Source organism: Gaetbulibacter saemankumensis DSM 17032, from assembly GCF_000425645.1.
In the GTDB taxonomy this organism is placed as follows: Bacteria; Bacteroidota; Bacteroidia; order Flavobacteriales; family Flavobacteriaceae; genus Gaetbulibacter; species Gaetbulibacter saemankumensis.
Genome location: NZ_KE384430.1, coordinates 1220765 through 1235047 on the forward strand (window position 1 = coordinate 1220765; position 14283 = coordinate 1235047).

General features: G+C 35.0%; 5 protein-coding genes. 2 read left to right on the forward strand and 3 right to left on the reverse strand.

What is annotated here, in order from left to right; genetic code table 11:
* Positions 1-5 precede the first annotated feature (5 nt).
* Together H611_RS14315 and H611_RS0112260 are read left to right on the forward strand one after the other, a co-directional pair.
* Positions 6-7478: a S8 family serine peptidase gene (locus H611_RS14315; RefSeq protein WP_035483819.1), complete on the forward strand. Its 7473-nt coding sequence runs from the start codon at positions 6-8 to the stop codon at positions 7476-7478.
* A 105-nt stretch (positions 7479-7583) separates the two neighbouring features.
* Positions 7584-7955 (forward strand): hypothetical protein, encoded by a 372-nt coding sequence (locus tag H611_RS0112260; protein ID WP_027138652.1) that lies wholly within the window; start codon positions 7584-7586, stop codon positions 7953-7955.
* 276 nt (positions 7956-8231) lie between these two features.
* On the opposite strand, the gene H611_RS0112265 is transcribed toward H611_RS0112260, so the two are convergent.
* From H611_RS0112265 to H611_RS0112275, 3 genes are read right to left on the reverse strand one after another with little or no spacing between them, the layout of a single operon-like run.
* On the reverse strand, positions 8232-9815 hold the full coding sequence (locus H611_RS0112265) for a sulfatase family protein (protein WP_027138653.1): 1584 nt from the start codon (positions 9813-9815) through the stop codon (positions 8232-8234).
* 32 nt (positions 9816-9847) lie between these two features.
* A complete protein-coding gene (locus tag H611_RS0112270) occupies positions 9848-11608 on the reverse strand; it encodes a right-handed parallel beta-helix repeat-containing protein (protein WP_027138654.1) in 1761 nt (586 codons plus the stop codon).
* Entirely contained in the window at positions 11605-14280 is a 2676-nt protein-coding gene (locus H611_RS0112275; protein ID WP_027138655.1) for a LamG-like jellyroll fold domain-containing protein, read from the reverse strand. The genes H611_RS0112270 and H611_RS0112275 overlap by 4 nt, the downstream gene beginning before the upstream one ends.
* Positions 14281-14283 lie beyond the last annotated feature (3 nt).

The following is a 14283-nucleotide window of genomic DNA, read 5'->3' on the forward strand; positions in this document are numbered from 1 at the left end:
AGAACATGAAAAAGATTAAAATATTTATACTGCTATTTATAGGTATTCTGCACTTTAGTGTATTGAATGCTCAGAATGGTGGGCAACCTGAAGACGATATCTTAAAGGGTAAAATCAGGTTGAAATTTAAGCAGGAAGCTTTAAGTAAAGCTAAAGGACTTAAGCTTGCTACAACTAAGGCGCCATCAAAAGAAGTTGGTTTGCAAAATGTCGATAGAGTTAGTAATCAAATTGGCATAAAAGAAATAAAACGTGTGTTTCCTTTTTCACCAAAATTTGAAGCTAAACATAGAAAATATGGGCTTCATTTATGGTATGAGGTAGAGTTCGATTCTAATAAGTCGGCAAAAGAGGTTATGAAGCAATATGAGCGCGTAGCCGATATTGATATTATCAAGCCTATTTATAAGAAAACCAGAATCGATGGCGATAAGCAACCGGTTGTTTTTAAACCAGGTTCAAGTAAGGATATTTCCGAAGCGATGCTTGTTCTGGAAACTGACGACCCGAGATTGTCAGAGCAATGGCATTATGAAAGTAATGATCGGTTTGGAGAATTTAGTTCAGATATTAATTTGTTTGATGCCTGGAATACGACCTCAGGGAACTCTGATATTATTGTAGCCGTAGTTGATGAAGGTGTGGATTTTAATCATGAAGATCTTAAGGATAACATGTGGGTTAATGAAGCCGAATTAAATGGAGAAGAAGGGGTTGATGATGACCAGAATGGTTATGTTGATGATATTTACGGATATAACTTTAATGTGTCGGGAGCTATTTCACCGGGTGATCATGGAACTCATGTTGCAGGAACCGTTGGTGCTGTTGGTAATAATGGTATTGGGGTTGCCGGTGTTGCCGGAGGTGACGGTACGGGTAATGGTGTTAAGTTAATGTCTGCACAAGTATTTGACAGCCGCACAAATGGTGGACTTAATTTTGCAGAAGCCATAGTTTATGGCGCAGACAATGGTGCCGTAATTTCCCAAAACTCTTGGGGATACAATCGTCCGGATTATTACGAACCGGAAGTGCTTGATGCGATTCGTTATTTTATAGCCGAAGCTGGTCAGTATGCAGGAAGTCCTATGAAAGGCGGTATTTTGTTCTTTGCATCAGGAAATGACGCCTTAGATGCAAATCGTTACCCAGGGGCTTTTGATGAAGTAGTAGCTGTAAGTAGTACCGGACCAACTGGTTTGCCAGCTCCTTATACCAATTTTGCAGATTGGGTAGATATTTGCGCGCCTGGAGGTGATATGACCAATTTTGGTACAGAAGGAGGTGTGTTAAGTACTATGACTAACAATCAGTATGGGTTTATGGAAGGAACTTCAATGGCATGTCCGCATGTTTCTGGAGTAGCGGCCTTAATTCTGGCTAAAAATATAAGTCAAGGAAATGAAATTACCCCCGAAGATTTACGCAGAATTATACTAAATTCAACGACTCCATTTATATTTATCCACAACAGTAAGTATGGAAAAGGTATTTTAAATGCATCAAAAGCATTAGTTGATGATAATAGAATTCCACCAAATGCCATTACCGATTTAAGAGCAGCTGAAAGTTTTCATAATGAAATAAGATTAGCATGGACTGTTCCTGACGATGAAGATGGATTTAGCCCGAGTTATTATTATTTGGCAATTGGGGAAGAACCAATAACGGCCACTAACTTTGAAAATCAAGGGCTCTTCTTGGTAGAGAACAATGTCGAAGCTGGACAAACATTCAATATAAACATTGGAGGTTTAATTAAAGAAACCGATTATTGGTTTGCCGTTAAATCGTTAGACCAGTTTGAAAATATTTCAGAAATATCCAATATTCTGGCGGCGAGAACCTCTAGTGAGCCTCATTTTATGGAGTCGACCAGGAGTATAGATTTAACCATTAATGTTAATGATAACCCGTTAGCAAACGTACCGGTTACTTTTTCAAATATTTCTCAAGGTATTATTTATTGGGAAAGTTTAATTTCTAATGAAACTTATTACAGACCAATAGAAACTGCCAGTACATCAACAAAAACGATTATTTATAAATCTGAAAGCGCATCCGAAGTTTTAAATGAAGATTTGGGAGAACCTTTTGAGTCTATCAAATATCTAACCGATAGTGAATTAGCTCAGGCATCATTATCCTCGTTTGAGCACTGGAAGAATGATACCCCGGAATACGTTGCAGGTTTATCTTATGAGAATGGTACACCTCCGGCATTCTTGGCTGGTACAGGTAATACCAATGCAGGCCTAATCATGGGAACACGATTTGATATTCCTTACGATTTTTCATTCAATTTAACGCATCTTGAGGTGGCTTTATTTCCTGAAACTAATGAGTTTCCTATTACTATAGAAATTAGAAAAGGGTCAAGAGATGATATGTCTAAAGCAGAAACTGTTTATCAGCAAGAATACTATCCTGATGTAGCTAATGAATTAAAGTATTACAGAATACCCATTTATAAACCTCAGAAATTTCAAGATAACGAATCGTTTTGGGTGGTGTTTAATTTCCCTAAAGAAATGCTTAATCCGCAGCTTATGCAATTTGGAGGCGGTGAGTATAACGAACGATTTATTGTGTCGAGAGATAATGGTAGAACCTATATACAGGCTAGAGATTTATTATTCAGGCCTGCTATTCCAATGCTAAGAGTATTTAGTACAGGTGAAAATGGTTCTTTTGTGTTTCTAGATCCTAATAATGGTGAAATTCAGGAAACTTCAGAGCAGAATGTTAATATCACGGTTGATGCAAATAATTTAATAAATGGAAACCATCTGGCGTCTATTGGTATTTTAACCAATGATATTCATAAACCAGTTGTGAATATTGAATTAAAGCTTAAAGTAGAAGGACAGGTAGCTGTTGTAGATAATACAGCCTTGCATGAATATGAGGCTTTTACAAATGTAGAAAACGACCTGGAGTTAGAAGTAGAAAACACGGGTTTAGATGATTTTAAAGTATACGGATATACGGTTCTAGGTGCTGGAAATACTGAGGTGTATACCGATACCTTAGTTGTAAAACCATCAGATGTAGCTAAAGTACCTTTTAAATATACCCCAAGTATAGAGGGAGTCATTAATGATAAAGTAACCCTGAACACAAATATTGGAGATTTACCATTTTCAATACGTGTAATTAGTGAGCAGGGACCAAGCGTAGGACTAAGTTTGTCATCTTCAAATATCGATGTTAATTATGGATCTAAAAGACAAGTATCTTTATCTATTACAAATAGTGGTACCGGGGCAGCTTTAGATTATGACCTCAATCATTATAGTATAGCTAATAAGAATTCAGGATTAATGGACCAGAAGTTCAATTATATGATGAGTTCTTCATTAGATATTGATGGACCGGAGGCAAATTTATGGGATGATATTTCAGATTTTGGTACGGTTATGTTTAAAGAAGATTTGGGAAATAGCATTCCTTTAGGAATGAAATTCCCGTTCTTTAATCAATTCATGGGAACCATAAATGTTGAGTTAGTAGGGGTTATGCGATTGTTTGGTTACAGAGCAATGGTGCCGTTACTTATTCAGGGAGAACCTTTAAATGTAACGCGAATGCTTTATCATGCTTTTGGTGATAGAACGGTTTTATCATTAGAGTGTAATATAATGCGAAGAGGTTCTAAAGGTTATGCGCATTACGGTGATACGGTAGAATATCAAGTGGTACTATTTAAAGATGGAGCAATAGAATATCGCTATAAAGATGTTGATGATGTAACACCAGATAAAGATTATACCATTTTTTTACAAGGTATATTAACGGAAGATAAGCTGGTGTTTAGAGATTATGGTGATACACTTGCATTAACAAATGGACTTGTTGTTAGGTTTACACCAGATCGATCTGTTTCCATGATTGGCGAAGCAAATAAATTGGAGGGCACCATTTTAAGTGGTAATACCGAGGTTGTAAATTTAAATATCGAGCCTAAAGCGTATGGGGTAACAGCAGGAACGTATAACGATACTATCGTAGTATATAATAATACGGCAGCGAAGTTTAATAAAATTCCAGTAGTTATTAATGTTTTAGGAACTCCAGAAGCAAAAGTTAATGATTCATTACATTTTAAAGAACCCGTATTTATAGGAGAAACTAAAACCAAATATTTAAAGGTTGAAAATACAGGGGGTGCAGCCATTAACATTACGTCGCTGTCTACTAATTTGTCGCAATTTACGGTAGATACATCGTTATTTCCAATGCGTTTGAATGGGGCAGCAAATGTGATGTTACCTGTAACGTTTACTCCTGTAAATTCTAGCGAATTAGTTGGGACTATAACCGTTGGTTTCGAAGATGGTTCCATTCAACAAGCTGTTTTAAGAGCTGAAGGAATTGAAGATGCACAATACACGCATGATTTGCCACTTCCTATTTCTGTTAACTTAGTAGGGGGAGAAAAAACGACGCTACCATTCTATATTACCAATACCAGTAATTCAGTAGGGTTGGAATATGTGTTTAGAAATAGCACCTTTACATCGGTAGCTGATGAAACTACAGGTAAGGCTATTGGAGAGAATAGTCGTAAAGCAACTGAAGACTATGGTTATACCTGGAAATTAAGCGATTCTTTAAAAGTGTTTCATAAATGGGATGAGATTGGTTTTAATGAAGGGCGATTAGAGTTGGAGCCTAACAAGTACACCTCTATAGACCTACCTTTTGAGTTTCCTTTTTATGGAGCATATTATAACACGATTTGGATTTCTGCCAATGGTTATATATCTGTAAAAGAGCCAAAAAATCAACCTTTAGTGACTAGCTTTGTTACAGGCGATGATTTTAATGGTATTATAGCTCCGTTATGGTCCGATTTAATTCTTCAGGAAACAGGGGATGGTTTAAATTATCGATTAGAAGATGATAAACTTATCGTGCAATGGTATGATTTAGCAGCACAAAACGCCAGTGCAAACCCTGGTAACTTAACATTTCAGGTAGAAATAAATTCAGACGGGTATATTAAATTTCATTACAAGGATATTGAAACTTATGGAGGGATAATAGAGTATGGTATAAAAAGTCCCGACGGAACTGAATTTCTGGATGAAGCCAGATCACAAATTATGATGTGGGCTAACATAAAAGATAATACATCGTATATTATTGCACCGCCACAGGTAAGAAGTGTTAATACGCAGCAACAGGAAGCTTTAAATTTAACTGTTTCAGCTGAAGATATTTATTATCCAGGTACTTACCAGGATACCATCAGTATGGTATCTAATAGTAATAATCAAAAAATCTTAAATATTCCAGTTGAAATAAACGTGACAGGTTCACCTAAAATGGCTGTTACCGATACTATAAGAAGGAATGATGTTATTTTTAGACCCAGTCTCACACTTCAGAATATCGTTCAAATAACAAACAGAGGCTATAATGTTTTAGAAGTAACGCAAATAGCTTCTGAAGGCTTAGATGGATTCAATTTATATGATGATGCGGGTAATAAAATTATAAGAAGTAGTTCAGGGGTTTTACTTAATAGTTTGCTTATAAAACCATGGGAAACGGTTGATTTAACTGCAGAAGTGGCAGTTTTAGCAAACCAAAATCAGGCTGGTAAAATAATTTATACTAGTAATGCAGGAGTAAATGAGACTATTTTAGAAGCAACCATAGTAGATTCGCCTGTGTTTAGTTGGGGTGCTGAAGACCAAGAGTATACACTTCCGAATATTCAAAAAGAAGTATACGGGTTTAATGTTGAAAATAAGGGGGAATCAAAGTTGGTATATAATTTAATACCTGCGACGATGCCTGAGGTATCTCCAACACCTATAGAACCTTACGTTTCAGAAATAGAGGGAGCATACGATTTTCAGAAACGCGTAACAATAGACTCATTAGCCATAGAAACAAAAGAGGTGGGTGATGGTGTGTTTACGCCGTTTGCCGTAGGAGCAAATCTGGCATTTGCTAACCGTTTTACCGCTCCAGCCGGAGGCTTTAGTTTAACTCATATTAGAGCATATACTTATTTAGATAAGTTGGAAGAAATTGTAAATGTGATGGTTTATAAAGGGGGCGATTTACCTCAGGATGGGGAGAAACTTTATGAGCAACAATTTGTTATAAACGAAAAAGTTGATCAGCAATGGATTTACTTTCCTTTAGAAAAACCATTTTTTATACCAGAAGGCGAAGTTTTTTATATCATCATGACGCATCCGGTTTCAAATAAATATATGGGATTTGATAATTCTGAAGATGAATCTTTATTACAACATAGTTTCTCGGCGGTATATCAAGGTAATGATAATTATTATTGGTGGGCTAATTATACCCAGAGTCAACGTGTAATTTGGAAAATGAGACCATTAACGGCATCGGGTAAAAACCAATGGTTAACCTTAGATAAGTATGAAGGTGAATTATTAGGGGGAGAATCTATAGCTATTAATGCTAACATCGACCCAGCCATTGCAGGTAAGGGTCGACATATAGGTAAAATTATAGCAAGCTCGAACGATATTAATAATCCGAGAGAGGAAGTGTCGATAATATTAAATGTAAATGGCGCGCCAGAATTAAATTTCTACCCGAATATTTATAAAGATACTTTAAGTATTATTGAGACAGAATCTAAGGTGTTTAATTATTTATTCGAAGATGTTGAAGGTGATGCTACCACAATCTCTATTGATGATAGTATTAAAGGCATCGAATATGAGTTAATACAAACAGGAGATAACACAGCTCAGGTTTCTATAGAAACAGGTTATGAAAGTGGAGGTTACTACAAGATACCATTAGCATTTAAAGACGCTGTTGGTAATGTAACTAGCGATACGATTTCTGTTAACGTTGTAGAGAAAAACCGTGCACCTATCTTTAATACAGATTTTGAGGTCATTACTTTAAATCTGGCCGATAAGAATAGTGCTATAACAATCGATCCTAATGAAATGTTTTCAGATCCGGATGGTGATGAGTTTCAGTTTTTGGCAGGGAATTATAACCCTGAGGTTGTAGATATGGCATTTGGAAATCAATTTGTAACCTTAAGCCCAATTAGAGTAGGAACCGGGCAATTAGTTTTTGCAGCAGACGATGGTAAAGAAGACGGTTTTGTAATTCACTTAGTATATATAAATGTCATAGATGATTCTGAGACCGCTTCAGGTGTACCTGATGGGATGTTTAATAATGGCGATTTGGACGCATCAGATTTACCGGCAATATTTACACCAAATCCGGTGGTAAATGGAACAGCTAGACTTTATTATAAGTTAAATGAATCAGCAGATGTAAGTATTCAAATGTTTAATTCTAATGGTCAGTTACAATATGCTACAAGCAAGTCGAATATGTCGGCAGGGGAGCATGTTGAGGTGCTGTCCTTGAATAAACTGGCACCAGGATTTTACATCTGTGTGCTAAACGCAGAAGATAAAGCGTACAAAAGTTTTAAAATAATTGTGAAATAATAGTAAAAGAAATTAGCCGGAGCTGGATTTCCGCTCTGGCTGGTTTATAGGTTAAGGGATTAATTACGAAAAATGATTAACACCACATCTTTTAACTGAGTTTATATGTATTGGGATAATTTAAAAATAGTAAGGAATATGGTTAATCAGGATATGGTTTCATCAGATGGGTTACATGCTGAGGAGTATGAAATTATTAGTGCAGATGCGAAACATTGCGTCGGTCACGATCGAGTTAATGGTACCTTAGCCATAACCAATAAACGTATTGTGTTTTCTGCAAAATCCAGAGAAGATATTGTTTTAGGTTTAGATGAAATTGAGCTTGTAAAATCAAACAAGCACATTTTTGCAGTGAAAGATAAGCTTACTATTGCAGGTAAAAGGGGTGAAAATGTGTTCCGTTTAAATTATTCGGAAGATTGGTTGTCTTTAATAGAGCAATTGTTAAAAGACAATGCCCAAAAAGCAGAATAATAAGCTGATAAATTTTACCAGTTAATTATTCCCTTGAATTTCAATTTTCGGTAATAATAATTATTACATATTAGTCAATTAATTAGAAGGCCTTGTGAACAATTGTTTGCAAGGCTTTTGCTTTTGTATTAAGAGGAAAAAAAGATTATAAAAAAGCACCATAAACGAGGTGTTTATGATGCTTTTAATTGGAGTCCGAAGAATTAACTTTAATGTAAAACCTATAATTAGGCGTTAATGGCTGTATGGGAAAAATTTTATTTATATATTAATATATCATTCTTTTGCTTCGAAATCGGATTTGTTGATCCACCCGGCTTTGACGTTTTCTCCTTTCATATAGCGTTCATAGAAGTGTTTATTTCTATCAGGAGGATAATTGTCAAATATGGAGTCATTTCCAATAATCCTTGGATCTTTTTGGGTTTTTAAATCTGATTCTAAGATGCTCTTTAAGTTTTCTTTTATTGGTTGAAATTCTTTGTTTTCAGCTAGATTATCTAAACAATTTTCATCCGTACGGAGGTTGTACAACTCTTCTTTAGGGTGTTTTCCAAAATTTAAATTCCAATATTTTGTTTCTAAATTGTTTCGTCTAAGTTCAAGTATTTCTGTTTTTGTTGGGCTTCCGTCCGTGTTTGTATATCCTGTTTCAGGATTTCCTGCTGGCCATCGCTCAGGTTTATAATTCAATAAGTATAGAAATCCGTTCTTTACAATACCTCTAATAGGGTAGCCAACGTCGTTAGGTCTTCCAACATCATGTCGTTCTTGTCCGAGTAAAACATAGTCTTTGTCGTCTTCTATTAAATCTTCTTCATTTGAATCGAAAAATGGTTTTAAACTTTTTCCCTGAATGGGTTGCATGCCTAAATCGTTAGTGTCATATCCCGTTAAATCTAAGAATGTGGCTGCAAAATCTATAAAACTTACATAATCGTTTATTTTTCTTCCCGGGTTTTTTATACCCTTTTTCCACATTACAGCCAGAGGTAAATGATTGGAATGTTCGTAGCTAAGGCCTTTTACTCTGGGGAAGGGCATGCCGTTATCAGAAGTAACAATTATAAGCGTATTCTCTAATTCGTTTCTCTCTTGTAGAATTTTAAGCATTTCCTCTAATTGTTTGTCAAAGTATTCTAATTCAAAAGCATAATCTAAAACGTCATTTTTAACAATATCGCTTTGAGGCCAATAAGGGAAAACAGAATCTAGTTCAGATAATTTTTTATTTCCTATACGTACTCCGGAGCCATATTCATATTTTCTGTGGGGTTCATGTCCTCCATACCAAAAGCAAAAGGGTTGATCTGATTTTTTTTTATCTAAGAAACTTTTAAAGTTTTGGGCGTAATCGACATGAGATATCCCCTTAGTTGGAGGCTCCGTTTTCATTTTATTATAGGCCTTTACAATGAGTTCTCTTTTACTTCCATCTTCATTTAAAGATGTGCCGGGTGCCCAACCCTTACCTGTATAGCCTACGTGATAACCTTTTTCAGATAAGGCTTCAGGATATGTTTTAAATTTCGTTGGGAAATAAGCTAGGTGATTAGCGGCTTCTTCAAGTTGCCACGTGTTTCTACCCGTTAAAATGATGGATCTGGAAGGACCACATTTTGCATTTGGTGTATAGGCATTATTAAATAATAAACCTTGATCTGCTATTCTATCGAAAGCAGGTGTTTTTATCCAATCTGTTCCATAGGCGCTCATATGCTTCCAAGTAGCGTCATCGGCAATGCAAAATAGAATATTTGGCTTTTTTTTTGAAATGGTATCTTTTGACTGGCAATTAAATATAATACTGCTAGCCAAGAATGAATAAATAAGGGGTAAGTAATATTTTGTTTTTTTCATAAATTAAAAATTATTTAATTCTTACCATTAGTTTAGTTGTCGAAAACTAAGTTCGTATTGTTGTTTTTTAAAAGAATTTCATTTTCATCAGAAAGATCCTTTACATTTTTTATGAATTGATTTCCTTTTATGAATGTATCAACGGAACACTCAATTGATAAGGCTCTTTTATTATACAAGAATGTATTATTGGTGATTGAAATATTTTCTAATCCTTGCCATTCAGCAGTGGCTACACCACACCATTTCCCTTTAGCCTCTGGATTTTTTAATTTAGTAACTCTTAAGCGTATAGCGGCTGCATTATAATCTTTAAAATAGGTGTCGTCATAGCCGCAATTATCAAAGATATTTCTATCGATTTTTATATTATGGGATACAAACCCTTCTCCCCAATCCACACCATTATTCATGGAAATAGCACACTGGCTAAGATTTTTAAATATATTACGTTCGATTATCCCATAAGAACTTTGCAGTAATATACCATAACGTCTGGCATTTCTAAAGGTATTATTTCTAACAACAAAAGATTCGTTAGATTGCGTATCTACATAGGCGATATCATGCCTTTTAGTATCGCCTACATATAAAGTCTCTTCTAAAGGTTTATTTAAAGTGACTAACACCTTATTATTTTCAAGCGGTTTCCTGTTAATAATTTCAAATGTACCCAGATACTTTCCTTCTCTAGGGTTATAAATCCTAATAATATCACCTTTTATTAAATTGTATTTCACAATTAATTCGGTCGGTGAATTTTGTTTTAAAATTTGTCTTTTGGTAGATTTTAAATTAATGGCGTCATCACTATACCCCTCAAAAAGCGAGTTTTCTATCCAAGGCCCAAAAGCACCTCCATTTGCATGTACGCAATCTGCATTTGCACTATGTATTCTACCTTCTTTAAGTTTTACAGCGCACCCAATGATGTTCCATTCTTCCATATTGAAAGCTGCATAGCTGCCTGCCGGACTGGCATAGCTAGTAATATTTAAATACGTTATGTTCTTGCTACTGTTTGATCTAAAAAGGGATCTTCCATTGGTTCTTGCCAAATGCACATATAAATCACCAATTTCCATAAACTTTAGAAGGTTGATAGAATTTATTTTAACACGAAAAACTCCTGGAGATAATACCTCAAAATCTTTTGTTGCATAAAGGTTGGGTGCACCGTCTTTTAATTTTCCTGGGATTTCAGGGTCCATGAGCATTCCCCATACTCTGGATGCTTTTTGAAACATCTCATTATTTAGTTGGGGAAATCCTTCATCAATTTTTATATCGAAGGTTCTGTTTTTTAAATCAATTTCAACAATTTTTCCTTGAGTAAAGGGTAGTGGATCATAATCAATAAACAAATCCTTTATGATGATGTTTTTACTTCTAAAAACGGAAAAAAATCCTTTCAGAGGATCATGAACGACTATTTCGGCATTATTTCCATCAATTAAAATATTATTTGCATTGTTAAGTTCAATTAAATGTGAGTCATTTTCATTTGGGAACAGGTCATAAGTTCCTGGTGCAAATAGTAATTTAACTCCGCTTCCATTTTTGGATACTTTTTTACAAAAATTTAAGGCTTTTGCTATTGCAATAGCGTCATCTTTACCGTCATTTGGGATAGCCCCAAAGTTTGATAACTCTACGGTCATTACTGTGGGTATGTCAATGAGAGGTAGATTTCTGTTTGTTCTGAAATAGTCAGGCAAGGTAAATTGTTCCTGGGAGTAAATAAAGAAGCCTATATGTAGGAATGCCATTAATATTAAATAATGCTTTTTCATTTTTTATAGATTTTTGTAATTTTTTTATTGTTCAATTGTATTAAATATATGCCGGGACTTAATGTTGATAAATTAAGTTCTGTTAGATATACATGATCCTTTGATATCAAAGTTTTTCCAAGAAGATTGAAAACTTTTATTGAAGTTACAGGTTTGCTGAAAGTTATATTATTTATAACAAAAGTTGGATAAATAATAAGCTCTGAATTTGTTTTATTTATGATGTTGTTGGACAGAGGTATGCGTCTATCATTGAAAACTTTTTCTACTTCATCACTACATAATTTGTAATCGAAGTATCTAATATCGCTTGCTAAACCCTTATATCTAGGGAAGAAATCAACTATGTTGCTTCCGGTGTTAATATTTGCATCTACACCTGAATAAGTTTCTATGGAAGGAACTCCATTTTTATAAAGTTGGATACTAAAGATTGAATTATTTTCTGGAACTGAAATTACAACATGATTCCATTGACCTATATCCATTGGCATATCTTCCATCCTAACAATATTTTGATTGTTATCGGTTACTCTTATAACACCATTTGATTGCATTTGAATAGAAAAAACTTCTCCTTCCGCGGGACCACCGCTGAAGAGTAAGGTTTGAAATATTAATTGTTCTGGTTTAATCCAAAAGGAATATGTTCTGGGAGCACCCTTAACTGGTCCGGGAAAAGGAGAACCATCACTGATATTCTTGAGGCGTAATTTACCGTTATTCTCCGTATTAATTTTAAAGGCATATTCTATTTCATCATCAATAAATCCCTGAGTGATTTCTCCTCCCTCATTAATAATGTCCATACCTACACTTGTATCAGAACCCGAATTTGTTAAATCTGGCACTGAAGGCGCTTCGTTCAGCAAAAAATGGATGTTAGCCTCTGGTAAGGGGTATGTATAATCTTCAATATTGACATTGCTACAATTTAAAATTGTTTGTGGAACGGGATTTTCATTATTCTCCAAAGTAATATCCTCGTCTCTATGACAAATAAAGTTGTTAATAACAGATAAACCATTTATATTTTTAAGATAGAGACCTCTTTTATTGTATGTTATAGTATTATTAGATATGGTAATATTGCTGTGTGCTTGCCAATCTGTAGTTTCTGTACCACACCAAGTATCACTTATACTGCAGGGAGTGCCCAATTTAGCAAAATCTACAGCTATAGCAGCAGAGTTATTACTCGAAATAAAATCTGTATCATAGCCACAATTTTCAAATCTGTTGTTTTTAATTTGGATATTGTCTGCCCTAAAGCCTTCCCCCCAATCAACACCATTTTCTATTCTAATACCGGAACCACTTAAATTTTGAAATAGATTATTTTCAATTAGCGCATATTTACTTTGAATTAAAATACCGTATCGTCTTGAGTTTCTTACAATGTTATTTCTAAAAATAAAGGATTCATTCGATTTGGTTTCGATATAAGCCTTATCTGTTAACTGATGGTCGCTAGCATCTATATTAGTAATGTTAATTGGTGATGACAAGGTGATTTTGAATAGATTGCCCCCTAAGTTTTGAACATTAGTTACGGTTGCACTACCTAAAAAAACACCATCCCTAGGATTATAAAACTCGAGATTATCGTTTACTTCCGTGAGAAATTGAACGGTAATTTGAGTAGGTGAATGCACTTCTTTAATTTGCCTTTTATGATATTTAAGGTTCATACAATCATCTGAAAAACCTTCAAAAAGGCTATTTTCAACCCAAGGACCTATTTTACCTCCACTTACATGTATGGCATCCGCATTGCTTGAATTTACTCTGCCTTCTTTAAGCTTAATGTTACAATTTATTACACTCCACTCTTGACTGTTTCTTGCATTAAAACTTCCTGCAGGACTTGCATAACCTGTAACATTTAAATAGGTGAGATTTTTACCTCCGTCATTTAGAATAATCGTTGAGCCGTTATACCTGGCAATGTGTACAAAATAATCACCAACCTCTACTTTACTTAAAGTACTACTGCTCTGATTGGCATATTTGTATGTTCTGGTGCCTACCAATTCAAAATATCTGTTATGCGGAATTAAATTACGGGTACCTTCTTTAATGCCTCCTTTGGAATTTTTAATCATGCCCCATCTTTGAGGAGCATTTGTAAAATGACTTTCTACCGGTAAAGGGAAATTATCATCAACCACAAATTCAAAAAAACCATTTGCAGCATCTACATTCGTGATTTTTCCTTGAGTAAAGGGAAGTGTTGAATAATCTACAGATAAATCTTTAATAATCGTGTTTGAGCAACGCAGTAACTTTAAGAAGCCTACAACTGGATTGTGTACTACAAACTGTGCACCTTGTCCGTCCCATAAAACGCCATTTGCATTTGTCATACTTAACGAGTGGCTCCCGTTAGTTGGCATTAAATCATATGTGCCATTTTCAAAAATTAACCTAACAGGGGCTGCTTCTGTTGCCAAGTTCACAGCAGCCTGTATGGCCGCTGTAATTCCTTGAGTATCATCATTACCATCATTTACGACCGCTCCATAATTTGATACCATTATGGATTGTGTGGTTTTCAAATCAACTAGAGGAGCCTCTCTAGGCGTTCTAAAGAAAGATGGAGCAGGTTGAAACTGAGAATAACTATTCCAGTTTATTACCAAGAGTAGTATAAAACCTAAAAAAACCCTCATATA